Source organism: Enterobacter sp. HMSC16D10 (genome assembly GCF_001807145.1).
In the GTDB taxonomy this organism is placed as follows: Bacteria; Pseudomonadota; Gammaproteobacteria; order Enterobacterales; family Enterobacteriaceae; genus Enterobacter; species Enterobacter roggenkampii.
Genome location: NZ_KV787881.1, coordinates 65,701 through 81,113, shown reverse-complemented (window position 1 = coordinate 81,113; position 15,413 = coordinate 65,701). Strand labels below are relative to the sequence as shown.

Genomic DNA, 15,413 nt, shown 5'->3' with positions numbered 1-15,413 from the left:
GTCAGTGGAGGCGCATTATAGGGAGTTATTCTGAAGTGACAAGCACAAAATACAAAAAACTTTTCGTTCGCTCACTTTTCAAACTTAACGCTTATTTAAGTCGCGAATCGCCCGTTAAATGTGCGATTTCCCGCGCAAAACTGGCTACCTGCGACCAGTCGGTATAAACCACTTCTTTACGCGTATCGGTTTCTCCCCCCGTCATCTTCATAATTAGACGGATCATAAAGCGGTCATACCAGCGGTAGCGAGGGTAGCGCAGCGCGCCGGCAAAAACGGCGCACAGGTCTGGCTGCCACGGCGAGCTGAGTAAAAACTTGCGTGTGTAGCTGTTGGTCTGTGGCGTGCGCTTCTCCGCTTTACGCGCAACCAGATTGACCGAGTAAAACGCGCCTGGCATTTTGTTGAGTACTGCCGTGTGCTTTTTCACAAAGCGATCCAGCGCCGGATGGAAATGCCCGTAACGAATAGATGCACCAATCACCACGCGGTCGTAATCCTGCCAGGCAATCTGTTCCGCACGGTTCAGGTTCACCACATCCGAGTAAATACCCAACTCTTTTAATTCCGATGCAAGGTATGCGGCAATCTCACGCGTTTGTCCGTCTCGCGTAGAAAAAAGAATCAGTGTTTTCATCAATGGCTCCTTACTCGCGCCAGAATGTAGGGGTGAACAGCACCAGCAGCGTAAAGACCTCAAGACGACCAAACAGCATATTGGCGATGAGGATCCATTTCGCGACCGGGTTCATACTGGCAAAGTTATCCGCCACCACGCCCAGGCCAGGCCCGAGGTTATTCAATGTTGCGACGACGGACGCAAAGGCGGAGAAATCATCCACTCCCGTCGCGATAATCGCCAGCATACTGACGATAAAGACCAGCGCATACGCCGAGAAGAATCCCCACACCGCTTCGAGGATACGTTCCGGCAGCGCGCGGTTCCCCAGCTTAATGCTGTAGACTGCATTGGGGTGGACCAGACGCTTCAGCTCACGGTTGCCCTGCTTGAACAGCAGCAGAATACGGATCACCTTCAGACCACCGCCCGTCGACCCCGCACAGCCGCCGATAAACGCGGAACAGAGCAGAAGCACCGGCAGGAACAGCGGCCAACGGGCGATGCTGTCCGTGGTAAACCCGGCGGTCGTCGCCATCGACACCACCTGGAAGAAGGCCTGGTTTAGCGTGGTCAACGCGGAGTTATAGACATCATGGAACCACAGCACCAGCGTACAAATGATCACCAGCGTCAGCTGGACCCCAATGAACATGCGGAACTCAGGGTCACGCCAGTACACCTTCAGGCTGCGCCCGCTCAGTAAAGAGAAGTGCAGGCCGTAGTTACAGCCGGAGATCAGCAGGAAAATGGCAATGATAGTGTTAATCGTTGGGCTGTCGAAATAGCCCACGCTGGCATCGTGGGTGGAGAACCCGCCGATGGCAATCGTCGCAAAACTGTGTCCTATAGCATCAAACGCAGGCATCCCGGCAAACCATAGCGCCAGCGCGCAGGCTACCGTCAGCAAGACATAAATCAGCCACAGGGTTTTCGCCGTCTCGGCAATACGCGGCCGCATCTTGTTATCTTTCAGCGGTCCCGGCATTTCGGCGCGATAGAGCTGCATCCCCCCGACGCCCAGAATCGGCAGGATGGCCACCGCCAGGACGATGATCCCCATACCGCCGAACCACTGCAGCATCTGGCGATAAAAGAGAATCGCGTGCGGCAGCGAATCCAGCCCCACCAGCGTCGTGGCCCCGGTCGTCGTTAAGCCGGAGAAGGATTCAAAGAAGGCATCCGTGATGCTCAGGTTAGGCTGTTCAGAGAAGATAAAGGGCAGCGAACCGACGCTCCCCAACACCGTCCAGAACAGGACCACAATCAGAAAGCCTTCGCGAGATTTCAGCTCACCTTTCTGACGACGGTTCGGCCACCACAGCAGGGAGCCGATCGCCAGCGCGACAAAGAAGGTCTGGGTAAATGCCCGCCCCGCCCCGTCCCGGTAGATAAGCGCCACCAGTCCAGGGATAATCATCGTCCCGGAAAAGAGTATGACCAGCAGTCCAACGATTCGGGTTATGGCACGAAAATGCATCTCTGCCGCTTCCTTTGGTATTCAAAAGTGAGGTGGGGATTATTCTTCAATCGGCAGCAATTGCAACGAACCACGACTAAAATCAGCCAGTTTTGCTGAAAAAGCAGCCAGTTCCGCCTGAGGAAGCGCCACGCGTAATTGCACCATCGCCTGATATTCACTGTGTGCGATGACACCGTTAAACTGCCTCAGCAGCGCTTCAATACCCGAGAGCTGGGCGTAATCGCATAACAAAGTATATTCGGTGAGAGGCGTTTTGCGGGTGGTCTTCAGGATATTCAGTGCCTGCTGAACGCCGCCGCCATACGCTTTTACCAGCCCACCCGTACCTAACAGGATGCCGCCGTAGTAGCGCACCACCACGGCGGTAATTTCACCCACGCCGCTACCCATCAGCTGCGAGAGCATGGGTTTACCGGCCGTGCCCGCCGGTTCACCGTCATCGGAAAACCCCAGCTGCTGCGAATCGTCCGGCGGCCCTGCTACCCACGCCACGCAGTGGTGACGGGCGTCAGGATGCTCAGCCCGGACGGACTCGACAAACGCTTTTGCCGCCTCTACGCCGTCGGTATGCGCCAGCAGCGTAATAAAGCGGCTTTTCTTGATTTCCTCAACAAAGGTGACCGGTTCAGCCGGTATCAGCCAGCTTTCCATCAGGCCAGCTTCAGGTCTCGCGTCATATTCTCGATACCGTTTTCGTGAATCACCACGTTATCTTCGATACGAATGCCGCCAAACGGCTTCAGCGCGTCAATTTTTGCCCAGTTGAAGTGCTTGCTGAACTGGCCTTCACGCCACGGCGCCAGCAGGGATTCGATAAAGTAGATCCCCGGTTCAATCGTCAACACCATGCGCGGCTCCAGAATACGGGTGCAGCGCAGGTAAGGATATTTAGACGGTGCCGCCAGGTGCGTACCGGTATCATCCTGCATAAAGCCCGCAACGTCGTGCACCTGCAGGCCCAGCGGGTGGCCGATACCGTGCGGCATAAATGGCCCGGTCAGATCGTTCTCGACCATCGCCTCTTCGCTCATGTCTTTCACAATCTGATGCTTACGCAGCAGTTTAGCAATGCGCTGATGGAACTGGATGTGGTAGTCCACGTAGCTGGTTCCCGCCTTCATAGTGCCAATCAGCGCCAGCTGTTCATCGTTCACGTCTTTGATCAGCTGTGCAAAATCGGTATCCGCATTTGCCGCCCAGGTACGGGTCAGATCGGCCGCGTAGCCGTTGTACTCGGCCCCTGCGTCCAGCAGGAAGCTGCGCATTTCTGAAGGAACCTGGTGATCCAGTTTGGTGTAGTGCAGGACGGACGCGTGCTCGTTGAGCGCGACAATGTTGCTGTACGGCACGTCGGTATCGCGATGACCGGTGGCGGTCAGGTACGCCTGGTTGATATCGAACTCGCTCATGCCGGACTGGAAGGCTTCATGCGCCGCACGGTGACCGTTTACCGCGGTCTTTTGCGCTTCACGCATGCAGTAAAGTTCGTAGTCGGTTTTATACGCGCGGTAATAGTGGAGGTAATCCAGCACCCCTTTCGGGTTGAGCTTGTCTGCCGCAATATCCAGGCTTAATGCACGCTCCGGAACAGGACCAATATAAGCGATGTTGCCACGCGCGGCAGGCAGCTGGCCGCCAATGCCGTCCGCTTTTGGCAGCGCAATGACCTCAATTTCTTCCGTCCAGAAAGAGGTCGGCAGCGGCTCAACGTTGTGCCAGTAATCGACCGGCAGGTAGAACCACAGTTTCGGCTTGTTCACACCATCCACCAGCAGCCAGCAGTTGGGAACCTGCGTCACTGGTACCCAGGCCTTAAACTGTGGGTTCACCTTAAACGGATAAGCGTGGTCATCCAGAAAGGTATTCATCAGCTCGCCGGAGTGGATCAGCAGCGCATCCAGCTTAAAGCGGGCCAGTACATCGCGGGTACGTTCCTGTAGGGTAACGATATGATTTTTATAAAGCGAAGCCAGTGAGTCCATCATTATTCCTTTCGTTTTTTGACCTCAAGTCATCGCATCTTAGCACACCTCACTCCGCCTGCGTGATTTCCACCGACCGTGATCAATGCAGCAATTTCTTAATGAGTAATTTGCATTTTATTAACATAAATCCCACACTCCGACTCATCTGGTATGACCAGATCCACTTGCTGGATTCAGGAGACTGACATGCTCTACAAAGGCGACACCCTGTACCTCAACTGGCTGGAAGATGGCATTGCCGAACTCGTGTTCGATGCCCCCGGCTCAGTCAATAAGCTCGATACCGCGACGGTGGCCAGTCTTGGCCAGGCGCTGGATGTTCTGGAAAAACAAACTGAATTAAAAGGGCTGCTGCTGCGCTCGAACAAAGCGGCCTTTATCGTCGGTGCCGATATCACCGAATTCCTTTCGCTCTTCCTGGTGCCGGAAGAACAGCTGAGCCAGTGGCTGCACTTTGCCAATAGCGTCTTTAATCGTCTGGAAGATCTGCCTGTCCCGACCATTTCCGCCGTTAACGGCTACGCGCTGGGCGGCGGCTGTGAGTGCGTGCTGGCGACCGACTACCGCCTGGCGACGCCGGATCTGCGCATCGGCCTGCCGGAAACCAAGCTGGGCATTATGCCGGGCTTTGGCGGCTCCGTCCGTATGCCGCGCATGCTGGGCGCCGACAGCGCGCTGGAGATCATTGCCGCGGGTAAAGACGTCAGCGCAGAACAGGCGCAGAAAATTGGCCTGGTCGACGGCGTTGTAAAACCGGAGAAGCTTATTGAAGGCGCACTCGCCATTCTGCGTCAGGCCATTAACGGCGAGCTCGACTGGAAGGCCAAACGCCAGCCGAAGCTGGAGCCGTTAAAGCTCAGCAAGATTGAAGCCACCATGAGCTTCACCATCGCCAAAGGCATGGTGATGCAGACGGCGGGTAAACACTACCCGGCGCCGATCGCGGCGGTGAAAACCATCGAAGCGGCTGCCCGTTTCGGGCGCGATGAAGCGCTGAAGCTCGAAAATCAGAGCTTTGTCCCGCTGGCGCACACCAATGAAGCGCGCGCGCTGGTCGGTATCTTCCTGAACGATCAGTTCGTAAAAGGGAAAGCCAAACAGCTGACCAAAAACGTTGAGACGCCAAAACATGCGGCGGTACTCGGCGCGGGCATTATGGGTGGCGGCATCGCCTACCAGTCTGCCTGGAAAGGCGTGCCGGTAGTGATGAAAGACATCAACGAGAAATCCCTGACGCTGGGCATGACCGAAGCGGCCAAGCTGCTGAATAAACAGCTTGAGCGCGGCAAAATTGACGGACTGAAGCTCGCAGGCGTGATCTCCACCATTCAGCCCGTGCTGGAATACAGCGGTTTCGACCGTGTCGACGTGGTGGTCGAAGCCGTTGTCGAGAATCCGAAAGTGAAAAAAGCGGTGCTGGCGGAAACGGAAGACAAGGTTCGCCCGGATACCGTGCTGGCCTCTAACACCTCCACCATTCCAATCAGCGAACTGGCGAGCGTGCTGAAGCGTCCGGAAAACTTCTGCGGTATGCACTTCTTCAACCCGGTACACCGTATGCCGCTGGTCGAAGTGATCCGCGGGGAAAAAACCTCAGACGACACCATCGCCAAAGTGGTGGCCTGGGCCAGCAAGATGGGCAAAACGCCGATCGTCGTTAACGACTGCCCGGGCTTCTTCGTCAACCGCGTGCTGTTCCCTTACTTCGCCGGTTTTAGCCAGCTGCTGCGCGACGGCGCGGACTTCCGCAAAATCGACAAAGTAATGGAAAAACAGTTCGGCTGGCCGATGGGCCCGGCGTATCTGCTGGACGTTGTGGGCATTGATACCGCCCACCACGCCCAGGCGGTGATGGCGGCAGGTTTCCCGCAGCGCATGCAGAAAGACTATCGCGACGCCATTGACGCGCTGTTCGACGCTAACCGCTTCGGTCAGAAAAACGGCCTGGGCTTCTGGCGCTATAAAGAAGACAGCAAAGGCAAACCGAAGAAAGAAGAAGATCCGGCGGTGGATGGCCTGCTGGCCGACGTCAGTCAGCCAAAACGCGACTTCACCGACGATGAAATCATCGCCCGGATGATGATCCCGATGATTAACGAAGTGGTGCGTTGCCTCGAAGAAGGCATTATCGCCAGCCCGGCGGAAGCCGACATGGCGCTGGTGTATGGCCTCGGCTTCCCTCCGTTCCACGGCGGCGCGTTCCGCTGGCTGGACACGCTCGGCAGCGCACGCTATCTCGATATGGCCCAGCAGTATCAGCACCTCGGCCCGCTGTATGAGGTGCCGGAAGGGCTGCGTAACAAAGCGCGCCATAACGAACCCTACTATCCCGCAGTTGAGCCAGCCCGTCCGGTTGGCGAGCTGAAAACGGCTTAAGGAGTCACAATGGAAAAGGTTGTCATTGTTGATGCGATTCGCACCCCGATGGGCCGTTCAAAAGGCGGCGCGTTCCGTAACGTGCGTGCGGAAGACCTCTCCGCGCACCTGATGCGTAGCCTGCTGGCGCGTAACCCGGCGCTGGATCCGGCTGCGCTGGACGATATCTACTGGGGCTGCGTGCAGCAGACCCTGGAGCAGGGCTTCAACATCGCCCGCAACGCGTCGCTGCTGGCGGAGATCCCGCATTCGGTTCCGGCCGTCACCGTCAACCGCCTGTGCGGTTCGTCAATGCAGGCGCTGCACGACGCGGCCCGCATGATCATGACCGGCGATGCGCAGGCTTGCCTGGTGGGCGGCGTCGAGCACATGGGTCACGTCCCGATGAGTCACGGGGTCGACTTCCATCCCGGCATGAGCCGCAACGTGGCGAAAGCTGCGGGGATGATGGGTCTGACCGCCGAGATGCTCTCCCGCCTGCACGGCATCAGCCGCGAAATGCAGGATGCCTTTGCCGCGCGCTCTCACGCTCGCGCCTGGGCCGCCACGCAGTCCGGCGCCTTTAAGAACGAGATCATCCCCACCGGCGGCCACGATGCAGACGGCGTTCTGAAGCAGTTCAGCTACGATGAAGTCATTCGCCCGGAAACCACCGTCGAAGCGCTTTCCACCCTGCGTCCGGCGTTTGACCCCGTCACCGGTACGGTCACGGCAGGTACTTCGTCGGCGCTGTCCGACGGCGCCGCCGCGATGCTGGTGATGAGCGAAAGCCGCGCCCGCGAGCTGGGGTTAACGCCTCGCGCCCGCGTGCGTTCGATGGCGGTCGTGGGCTGCGATCCGTCGATCATGGGCTACGGCCCGGTTCCGGCTTCAAAGCTGGCGCTGAAAAAAGCGGGATTAACCGCCAGCGACATCGATCTGTTTGAGATGAACGAAGCGTTCGCCGCGCAGATCCTGCCGTGCATTAAAGATCTGGGGCTGATGGAGCAGATCGACGAGAAGATTAACCTCAACGGCGGCGCGATCGCCCTCGGACACCCGCTGGGCTGTTCCGGGGCGCGTATCAGCACGACGCTGATCAACCTGATGGAACGCAAAGATGCCCAGTTTGGTCTGGCAACGATGTGTATCGGTCTGGGTCAGGGTATCGCGACGGTGTTTGAGAGAGTGTAAGGCTATAACGTAGGCCCGATAAGCATCGCGCCATCGGGCTTTTGCCGGGAGGCGCTGCGCTTTCCCGGCCTACGAGAGGTACCTCGCCGCCGGTCGTGTCACTGGCGAAGAGAAACAGTTTAGTTGCCGTTCTTCCCGCCTGTCAGGGGCGGGTTTTTTTATTTAAATGAAGGCAAACGCATCGCCAAACAGGCGGTCTTCACGCGCATCACGTTCGTTACAGAACAGATCGCGGGCGATTTTCGCCATCTCGAAACGCCCTGCAATATAGATGTCATGTCCTGCCAGCGTACCGTGATCCTGCAGCACTGCCGTCAGTACCGTACCGCTACGCCCGCGCCAGCCCTCTTCCGGCTGCTCAACCACCGGCTCAATGCGCAGGTTAGGATGGGTGACGCTCAGCGCTTCGAGTTCGGACAGGTCATACAGGTGCTTCTCTTCGCGGCCGCCCCAGTAGATGGTGATATCACGTTCCGGGTTACGCGCCAGTGCGGTCAACAGAATAGAGCGCACGTAGGAGAAGCCTGTACCACCGGCAATCAGGATCAGCGGACGGTCTTCATCATCGCGCAGCCACGCATCACCGTGCGGAATATCCACCACGATCTCGCGCTCTTTCAGAATGCGGTCCATGACGGCCATCGCATACAGGTTAAGCTCTGACGCACCAATATGAAGCTCAATAAATTCCTGCTCCGCTGGCGTTGAGGCCATAGAGAAAGGACGCTTATCACGCTCATCCATCACGACCATCAGATACTGACCCGCGCGGAAAGAGAATGGCGCTTCTGGCACTAAACGGACGCGATATACGGTGTCGGTGATGGCATCTACCGAGGTCACTTTACAGCTTAAGGTTGTCATTCGCTCTCTCTGTCGGGAAGTCTATAGGGCTTAACGGTCAGCTCAGGGTTTACCGTTATTCATTATGGCCAGTTCGTCCCAGATCGCATCAATGCGCGCGGTCACAGCAGGATCTTTTTTGATCGGGCGACCCCATTCACGATCGGTTTCGCCAGGCCATTTATTTGTGGCATCCAGTCCCATTTTTGAGCCAAGGCCGGAAACCGGCGAGGCAAAATCCAGGTAATCTATCGGCGTGTTTTCGACTAACACCGTATCGCGCGCCGGGTCCATTCGCGTGGTAATAGCCCAGATTACGTCATTCCAGTCGCGGGCGTTAACGTCATCATCGCAGACAATAACAAATTTGGTATACATAAACTGGCGCAGGAAAGACCACACGCCCATCATCACGCGTTTCGCGTGACCAGGATACTGCTTCTTCATCGTGACCACAGCCAGGCGATACGAGCATCCTTCAGGCGGCAGATAAAAATCAACAATTTCCGGGAACTGCTTTTGCAGGATCGGCACAAACACTTCATTCAGCGCCACGCCCAGTACTGCCGGTTCATCCGGTGGACGCCCGGTATACGTGGAGTGATAAATCGCATCTTCACGCTGCGTAATGTGCGTCACGGTAAACACCGGGAAGTTATCCACTTCGTTGTAATAGCCGGTGTGGTCGCCGTAAGGGCCTTCTGGCGCCAGTTCACCCTGCTCAATGTAACCTTCCAGCACAATTTCTGCACTGGCCGGGACTTCAAGATCGTTAGAGATACACTTCACGACTTCCGTTTTCGTTCCGCGAAGCAGGCCTGCAAAGGCATATTCCGAGAGCGTATCCGGTACGGGCGTGACGGCCCCGAGAATGGTGGCCGGATCGGCGCCCAGCGCGACAGACACCGGGAAGCGTTCACCCGGACGCGCTGCACACCACTCCTGAAAATCCAGCGCGCCGCCGCGATGCGACAGCCAGCGCATGATGAGCTTATTCTTGCCAATCAACTGCTGGCGGTAAATACCAAGATTCTGGCGCTCTTTGTGCGGACCGCGCGTGACGGTCAGTCCCCAGGTGATCAGCGGCGCGGCATCTTCCGGCCAGCACTGCATGATAGGGATTTTAGTCAAATCAACCGCATCGCCTTCCAGCACCTTCTGCTGGCAGGGCGCGCCGCGCAGGCGTTTGGTGGGCATGTTTAGCACCTGCTTAAACTGCGGCAGCTTGTCGAACAGATCGCGGAAGCCTTTCGGCGGCTCCGGCTCTTTCAGGAAGGCCAGCAGCTTACCGACCTCACGCAGGGCCGTGACGTCTTCCTGCCCCATCCCCAGTGCGACGCGACGCGGTGTACCAAACAGGTTGCACAGCACCGGCATGGCGTACCCTTTCGGATTTTCAAACAGTAATGCGGGGCCACCGGCACGCAGGGTGCGGTCAGCAATTTCTGTCATCTCCAGATAAGGATCGACAGGAAGTGTTATACGTTTGAGTTCACCCTGCTTTTCCAGCAGCGTCAGGAAGTCGCGGAGATCGTGGTATTTCATGCAGTTAATCATGGCCTCTCTGTAAGCGCTTCATTATACGGCGTAAGACTGCTTGATGCTGTAATTTTGTTAAATTAGCGTGAAGTTATGCGTTCTGTCCCATTTTCGCCCATTATAATCAACTTAGCGATCCCGCCAGGGTTTTGATATGCTTGCGCCCCGAACTAAGGGAAAGAGTGATTATGCAGGCCTGGTATTTACTGTATTGCAAACGCGGGCAACTTCAGCGCGCGCAGGAACATCTTGAACGTCAGTCAGTCAATTGCCTGACGCCCGTGATCACGCTTGAAAAAATGCAGCGCGGGAAGCGCACAACCGTTAGCGAGCCGTTGTTCCCGAACTACCTGTTCGTGGAGTTCGATCCGGAGGTGATCCACACCACCACCATCAGCGCCACGCGCGGCGTCAGCCATTTTGTTCGCTTCGGCGCCCACCCCGCGACGGTTCCCTCATCGGTCATCCACCAACTGTCGATTTATCAGCAGCCCGAAGACCTTACCGACCCGGAAACGCCCTACACGGGCGATAGCGTCGTGATTACCGAAGGGGCTTTCGAAGGCCTGCAGGCGATTTTTGCCGAGCCGGACGGGGAAGCGCGCTCTATGCTGTTGCTTAATCTGCTGAACAAGCAGGTGCTGCAGAGCGTTAAAAACACCGACTTCCGCAAACTTTAAACGTTTATCCCAAACAGATTACGCACGTTGTCATCCGTCTGTGCGGAAAGCCAGTGCGGATCCTCTCCGCGCCACGTCGCGACGCGCTCAACTATGTGCCCCAGATAAGCGGGCTCATTGCGTCGCGATGCCGGTTTGGGTTGCATATCGCGCGGGAGCAGATAGGGCGCATCCGTTTCAAGGAGCAACCGGTCAGCCGGGATCGCGGGTAGCAGCTCCCGAAGCTCAAGCCCGCGGCGCTCGTCGCAAACCCAGCCGGTAATCCCCAGATAAATCCCGCGCTCCAGGCACTCCAGCGCCTCCTGCCGTGAGCCGGTAAAACAGTGCAGCACCGCGCCGGGCAGTTTCTCGACCCACGGATCCAGAAGCGCCAGGAAACGCTCATGCGCGTCGCGGCAGTGCATAAATACGGGCATTTCAAGCTCTGCCGCCAGCGCAAGCTGGGCAGTGAATGCCTTTTCCTGCTCTTCAGGCGTGGAAAAGTTACGGTTGAAATCGAGGCCGCATTCGCCAATCGCCACCACTTCTGGTGTCTTCGCCAGCCTGCGCAGGGTTTCCCCGCTTTCCGGGGTCCACTGGCTGCTGTCGTGAGGATGCACGCCAGCGGTAGACCAACAGCGTTCGTAGCGTTGCGCCAGCTGCTGCGCCTGCTCGCTCTCATGCAGGTTGGTGCCCGTCAGCAGCAGCCCTTTCACCCCAGCGGCAAACGCGCGCGCAACCACCTCATCACGATCTTTCGCAAACTGCGAGCTGGTCAGGTTGAGTCCGATATCAAACATGCGAATCCCCATATAACAACCGCCCTGACGGGCGGCTGGTTTTACTCTTCAGTGGTCTTGTCGGAGGTATCGTCTTCGTCATCCGACCGACGCCCTTTACCCACGTAGAAACGTGAGAAGAAGACACCGACCTCAAACAGGCAGTACATCGGTATGGCCAGCAGCGTCTGGGAGAATACATCCGGCGGGGTCAACAGCATGCCGACCACGAAGGCGCCGACCAGGATATACGGACGCTTCTTACGCAGGTCATCCGGCGTGGTGACCCCTACCCAGCAGAGCAGCACAATGGCCACCGGCACTTCGAATGCCACCCCAAACGCCATAAACAGCGCCATCACAAAGCTAAGATAGCTGGCGATATCCGTCGACACCTGGACGCCTTCCGGCGCGGTATGTGTCAGGAAGCCGAAGGCCAGCGGGAAGACAACGAAATAGGCAAACGCCATGCCGATATAGAACAGCAGCGAACTGGATACCAGCAGCGGAATGACCAGCTTGCGTTCGTGCTTATACAGTGCCGGCGCCACAAAGGCCCACACCTGGTACAGAATCACGGGCGCAGAGGCAATCAACGACACCCAAAAGGTCAACTTGATGGGGGTAAAGAACGGAGAAGCAACGTCTGTTGCAATCATCGTTGCGCCCAGCGGCATCTGCTTGATCAGCGGCGCAGAAACCACCTGGTAGATATCGTTGGCGAAATAGACCAGGCATAGAAAAATAACGAGAACCGCAATAATGCAGTTTAACAGACGCTTACGCAGCTCTATGAGGTGCGTAATCAGCGGTTGAGTATCATCTACAGCCATGTTTACGCTTTATCACTCGACGAGGGGGATGATTCGGAAACGGGTGCGGCGGGCTTTGCCTCGGCAGCGTTAACCACGGGCTTTTCCGGCTGCACCTGTTTTTTCACTTCGGTTTCCTGCGGCGTCTGTTCAGGCGCAGCAGCCTGATGTTCAGCGCTGGCAGGCGTGACGCCCTCACGCTGTTCTTCGCTGCCCTTCACCACCGGGTTATGGATGGTGTTCGCTTCATCGCTCGCTTTTTCAGGATCGTTGATGCTATAGGAGCGCTTCATGGATTCCGCCGCTTCGCGCAGCTCATCCATTGACGCTTTCAGTTCCGGCGTCAGGTTATCCATGCTCGCCTTCTCAACCTTTTTCAGGCTTTCCTGAAATTCCTGCAGCTTAAGCTCCTGGGCCAGTTCATTCTGAACGGTCGATGCCAGCGATCTCAGCGCACGAACCCAGCCCGCAACGGTTTTCACCGCCACCGGCAGACGCTGAGGCCCCAGCACGATCAGGCCAATCACAAAGACCAGCAGGAGCTCACTAAAACCAATGTCGAACACGACTTACATCTGCTCTTTATCGTGGCGTTTAGCGTCTTCCTTTTTGGCTTCTTCTTGCTTGTCGGTGATGGATTTAGCAGTAAAGTCAGCGTCCTGGCTGGTTTTATCCTGCTTGCTCTCATCATCGCTCATCGCTTTTTTGAAGCCTTTGATAGACGCGCCCAGATCGGAACCAATAGAACCGAGCTTTTTGGTGCCAAACAGCAGCACGACGATGACGGCAATGATCAACAATTGCCAGATACTGATACCACCCATACATGTTCCTCAGGGATAGATGATTAATAAGTCAGGTCGCATTATACGTATGCGACCTGTCGATAGCGACGCAAACTCAGCGCGTTTTTCGCCATCCGGCAAGCCAGACAACCACCCCGGCGGCCATCAGCCAGGCGGGCATCATCTGCCACTCCGGGCGGTTGATCAGCAGCAGCGTACCGCTCAGCAGCAGCGTTGCGCCAATCCCAAAGAGATAGCGTGACTGGCCCTGGCGAACACGGCTGGACTGAAGTTCGCGAGCGATTTTATCCATGCTATGCTGAAGGTTCTTGCTCTGACGCAAACTGTCATAAACCAGTTCAGGAATTTCAGGCATTTTTTCTATCCAGAACGGGCCTTTCTCTTTCAGCGAGCGCACCAGCGCCGGAATGCCAACCTGATCCTTAATCCAGGATTCCAGGAAGGGTTTCGCGGTCTTCCACAAGTCTAACTGAGGATAGAGCTGTCGGCCTACACCCTCAACGTAAAGTAGTGTTTTCTGAAGTAAAACTAGCTGTGGCTGAACTTCCATATTAAAGCGGCGAGCCGTGTTGAACAGGTTCAACAGCACATGTCCGAAGGAGATTTCCGCCAGCGGTTTTTCAAAAATCGGTTCGCAAACGGTCCGGATCGCAAACTCGAACTCTTCGACGTTGGTGTCCGGCGGCACCCAGCCGGAATCGACGTGCAGCTCGGCCACCTTACGGTAGTCGCGGTTGAAGAACGCGATAAAGTTCTCGGCCAGATACCGTTTATCTTCTTTATTCAGCGACCCCACAATCCCGCAGTCGATACCGATATACTTCGGATCCTCAGGGTGCTCGTAGCTCACGAAGATATTGCCCGGGTGCATGTCCGCATGGAAAAAGCTGTCGCGGAACACCTGGGTGAAGAAGACCTGCACGCCACGCTCGGCCAACAGCTTCATGTTCGTTCCCTGCTTCTCCAGGGCCACCACATCCGAAACCGGAATACCGTAGATACGCTCCATCACCATCATGTTCTGGCTGCAGTAGTCAGAATAGACTTCAGGGACATAAAGCATCGGGCTGTTTTCAAAGTTGCGACGCAGCTGAATAGCGTTTGCCGATTCGCGCAGCAGGTTTAGCTCATCAATCAGTGTTTTTTCATATTCCCGCACCACTTCCATCGGGCGCAGTCGGCGGCCATCAGGTAATAAACGCGGAACCCAACGGGCCAGACGGTAAATCAGCTTCATGTCGGCTTTGATGATCGGCAGAATATCCGGGCGGATCACCTTAATCACCACCTCTTTGCCGTTTTCTTTCAGACGCGCAGTGTGCACCTGAGCAATAGAAGCCGACGCCAGCGGTTCTATTTCGAAATCGTCAAACCAGGTTTCAACGGGAAGATTACCCATCGCCTCTTCGATCTGTTTCTTCGCCCTCACCCCGTCAAACGGGGCAACACGGTCCTGCAGCATCGCCAGTTCATCGGCTATGTGCGGCGGAAAGAGATCGCGGCGGGTCGACAGCATCTGCCCGAACTTAATCCATACCGGGCCAAGCTCCTGCAGCGCCAGGCGCAGGCGTTCGCCCAGCGGCTGACCTTTATGGCGGTTAGGCATCCAGAACAGCATCCGCCGCCAGATACGAAGCGGCAGCGTGATGCGCATTTTAGGGATCAGCTCGTCGAGCCCGTAGCTCAAAAAGGTACGAATAATGAAGTAGAGGCGCCGAATTTCACCAGGCGTCATTTGCCCTCCAGTTTTTCCAGCCGTTTGGTTAACGCATCAACCGCACGTTCAACAGCCGCGGTTTCTTCCGCAAACCATGCCACTTCCAGCGGTCCGGGGGCCATTCGCCACTCTTCAGTCAGTACTTCCGCCGCATAGCGTTGCTGACGTAGCAGGCTTTTACGCGCAAAGGACGCGCCACCATGAAGAACCTTCCCGATGCCTTCCGCGGCAATGTCACCGATAAACGGCGCGAGCAGCTCTGCCGGATCAAACTCCGCCAGATCGGTAAGCGCAACGAAGTTCTGCACGACCTGAATGTCGCCTTCCACTTCCAGCTCACCGCTGCGGATAAGTGCCGTTAATTGCTGGCGATCGCGCAGTTTTGCCAGCACGCTCATGTGCGTGATGACCGAGCAGTCGGCGTCACCTTCCCACGCCCCCAGAACGTCAAGCTGGCGTTCGCTGAAGACCAGCACAAGCGGCGTCGAGAACTCTTTTAAAACAATGCGTAATACCTTCCCGTTTAGCCGCTGACGCGCAGCTTTCAGCGCTGGCGCACGATAGAGAAAGGCATTCAGTACGTTTTCGATACCTGCGGAGACTAAGGGTTTAAAGGGCACGG

15 protein-coding genes are annotated in these 15,413 nt (G+C 56.6%); 3 read left to right on the top strand and 12 right to left on the bottom strand.

What is annotated here, in order from left to right; translation table 11 throughout:
• Window positions 1-91 precede the first annotated feature (91 nt).
• Genes hemG through pepQ form a run of 4 tightly spaced genes read right to left on the bottom strand, consistent with a single transcriptional unit; the run spans window position 92 to window position 4,084 of the window.
• On the bottom strand, window positions 92-637 hold the full coding sequence (gene hemG, locus HMPREF3143_RS13400; RefSeq protein WP_008501510.1) for a menaquinone-dependent protoporphyrinogen IX dehydrogenase: 546 nt from the start codon (window positions 635-637) through the stop codon (window positions 92-94).
• Between the two features lie 10 nt (window positions 638-647).
• Window positions 648-2,099 carry a Trk system potassium transporter TrkH gene (gene trkH, locus HMPREF3143_RS13395; RefSeq protein WP_008501511.1) on the bottom strand — a complete coding sequence of 484 codons (1,452 nt, stop codon included), beginning with the start codon at window positions 2,097-2,099 and terminating at the stop codon, window positions 648-650.
• 39 nt (window positions 2,100-2,138) lie between these two features.
• The gene (locus HMPREF3143_RS13390) at window positions 2,139-2,753 is read right to left on the bottom strand and encodes an IMPACT family protein (RefSeq protein WP_008501512.1); all 615 of its coding nucleotides are present in this window, start codon (window positions 2,751-2,753) and stop codon (window positions 2,139-2,141) included.
• Entirely contained in the window at window positions 2,753-4,084 is a 1,332-nt protein-coding gene (gene pepQ / locus HMPREF3143_RS13385) for a Xaa-Pro dipeptidase (protein WP_008501513.1), read from the bottom strand. The genes HMPREF3143_RS13390 and pepQ overlap by 1 nt, the downstream gene beginning before the upstream one ends.
• 189 nt (window positions 4,085-4,273) lie before the next feature.
• Here pepQ and fadB point away from each other — a divergent pair, with 189 nt between their 5' ends.
• Together fadB and fadA are read left to right on the top strand one after the other, a co-directional pair.
• The gene (fadB, locus tag HMPREF3143_RS13380; RefSeq protein WP_070533359.1) at window positions 4,274-6,463 is read left to right on the top strand and encodes a fatty acid oxidation complex subunit alpha FadB; all 2,190 of its coding nucleotides are present in this window, start codon (window positions 4,274-4,276) and stop codon (window positions 6,461-6,463) included.
• Window positions 6,464-6,472: 9 nt separating this feature from the next.
• Entirely contained in the window at window positions 6,473-7,636 is a 1,164-nt protein-coding gene (gene fadA, locus HMPREF3143_RS13375) for an acetyl-CoA C-acyltransferase FadA (protein WP_008501515.1), read from the top strand.
• Window positions 7,637-7,798: 162 nt separating this feature from the next.
• Here the strand turns inward: fadA and fre are convergent, their stop codons facing one another.
• Window positions 7,799-8,500 carry an NAD(P)H-flavin reductase gene (gene fre, locus HMPREF3143_RS13370; protein WP_023293558.1) on the bottom strand — a complete coding sequence of 234 codons (702 nt, stop codon included), beginning with the start codon at window positions 8,498-8,500 and terminating at the stop codon, window positions 7,799-7,801.
• Between the two features lie 42 nt (window positions 8,501-8,542).
• Entirely contained in the window at window positions 8,543-10,036 is a 1,494-nt protein-coding gene (gene ubiD, locus HMPREF3143_RS13365; RefSeq protein ID WP_008501517.1) for a 4-hydroxy-3-polyprenylbenzoate decarboxylase, read from the bottom strand.
• Between the two features lie 170 nt (window positions 10,037-10,206).
• Between ubiD and rfaH the strand changes: the two genes are divergently transcribed.
• Window positions 10,207-10,698: a transcription/translation regulatory transformer protein RfaH gene (gene rfaH / locus HMPREF3143_RS13360; protein WP_008501518.1), complete on the top strand. Its 492-nt coding sequence runs from the start codon at window positions 10,207-10,209 to the stop codon at window positions 10,696-10,698.
• Here rfaH and tatD read toward each other — a convergent pair.
• From tatD to ubiJ, 6 genes are all read right to left on the bottom strand, one after another.
• The gene (tatD, locus tag HMPREF3143_RS13355; RefSeq protein ID WP_070533357.1) at window positions 10,695-11,477 is read right to left on the bottom strand and encodes a 3'-5' ssDNA/RNA exonuclease TatD; all 783 of its coding nucleotides are present in this window, start codon (window positions 11,475-11,477) and stop codon (window positions 10,695-10,697) included. The two genes, rfaH and tatD, sit on opposite strands and share 4 nt — an antisense overlap.
• 41 nt (window positions 11,478-11,518) lie before the next feature.
• Window positions 11,519-12,289 (bottom strand): Sec-independent protein translocase subunit TatC, encoded by a 771-nt coding sequence (tatC, locus tag HMPREF3143_RS13350; RefSeq protein ID WP_008501520.1) that lies wholly within the window; start codon window positions 12,287-12,289, stop codon window positions 11,519-11,521.
• A 2-nt stretch (window positions 12,290-12,291) separates the two neighbouring features.
• Complete coding sequence (gene tatB / locus HMPREF3143_RS13345) at window positions 12,292-12,834, bottom strand: Sec-independent protein translocase protein TatB (RefSeq protein ID WP_008501521.1); 543 nt, start codon at window positions 12,832-12,834, stop codon at window positions 12,292-12,294.
• A gap of 3 nt (window positions 12,835-12,837) precedes the next feature.
• The gene (gene tatA, locus HMPREF3143_RS13340) at window positions 12,838-13,092 is read right to left on the bottom strand and encodes a Sec-independent protein translocase subunit TatA (RefSeq protein ID WP_070533354.1); all 255 of its coding nucleotides are present in this window, start codon (window positions 13,090-13,092) and stop codon (window positions 12,838-12,840) included.
• A 76-nt stretch (window positions 13,093-13,168) separates the two neighbouring features.
• Window positions 13,169-14,809 (bottom strand): ubiquinone biosynthesis regulatory protein kinase UbiB, encoded by a 1,641-nt coding sequence (ubiB, locus tag HMPREF3143_RS13335; protein ID WP_008501523.1) that lies wholly within the window; start codon window positions 14,807-14,809, stop codon window positions 13,169-13,171.
• A complete protein-coding gene (ubiJ, locus tag HMPREF3143_RS13330) occupies window positions 14,806-15,411 on the bottom strand; it encodes a ubiquinone biosynthesis protein UbiJ (protein WP_046092450.1) in 606 nt (201 codons plus the stop codon). The genes ubiB and ubiJ overlap by 4 nt, the downstream gene beginning before the upstream one ends.
• Window positions 15,412-15,413: the final 2 nt, after the last annotated feature.

What these genes read in the sequence shown, in the direction of transcription:
- trkH (WP_008501511.1), bottom strand. Translation starts at nt 2,099, where the DNA reads ATGCATTTTCGTGCCATAACCCGAATCGTTGGACTGCTGGTCATACTC.
- fadB (WP_070533359.1), top strand. Translation starts at nt 4,274, where the DNA reads ATGCTCTACAAAGGCGACACCCTGTACCTCAACTGGCTGGAAGATGGC.
- rfaH (WP_008501518.1), top strand. Translation starts at nt 10,207, where the DNA reads ATGCAGGCCTGGTATTTACTGTATTGCAAACGCGGGCAACTTCAGCGC.
- tatC (WP_008501520.1), bottom strand. Translation starts at nt 12,289, where the DNA reads ATGGCTGTAGATGATACTCAACCGCTGATTACGCACCTCATAGAGCTG.
- ubiB (WP_008501523.1), bottom strand. Translation starts at nt 14,809, where the DNA reads ATGACGCCTGGTGAAATTCGGCGCCTCTACTTCATTATTCGTACCTTT.
- HMPREF3143_RS13390 (WP_008501512.1), bottom strand. Translation starts at nt 2,753, where the DNA reads ATGGAAAGCTGGCTGATACCGGCTGAACCGGTCACCTTTGTTGAGGAA.
- tatA (WP_070533354.1), bottom strand. Translation starts at nt 13,092, where the DNA reads ATGGGTGGTATCAGTATCTGGCAATTGTTGATCATTGCCGTCATCGTC.
- hemG (WP_008501510.1), bottom strand. Translation starts at nt 637, where the DNA reads ATGAAAACACTGATTCTTTTTTCTACGCGAGACGGACAAACGCGTGAG.
- fre (WP_023293558.1), bottom strand. Translation starts at nt 8,500, where the DNA reads ATGACAACCTTAAGCTGTAAAGTGACCTCGGTAGATGCCATCACCGAC.
- fadA (WP_008501515.1), top strand. Translation starts at nt 6,473, where the DNA reads ATGGAAAAGGTTGTCATTGTTGATGCGATTCGCACCCCGATGGGCCGT.
- ubiD (WP_008501517.1), bottom strand. Translation starts at nt 10,036, where the DNA reads ATGATTAACTGCATGAAATACCACGATCTCCGCGACTTCCTGACGCTG.
- tatD (WP_070533357.1), bottom strand. Translation starts at nt 11,477, where the DNA reads ATGTTTGATATCGGACTCAACCTGACCAGCTCGCAGTTTGCGAAAGAT.
- pepQ (WP_008501513.1), bottom strand. Translation starts at nt 4,084, where the DNA reads ATGGACTCACTGGCTTCGCTTTATAAAAATCATATCGTTACCCTACAG.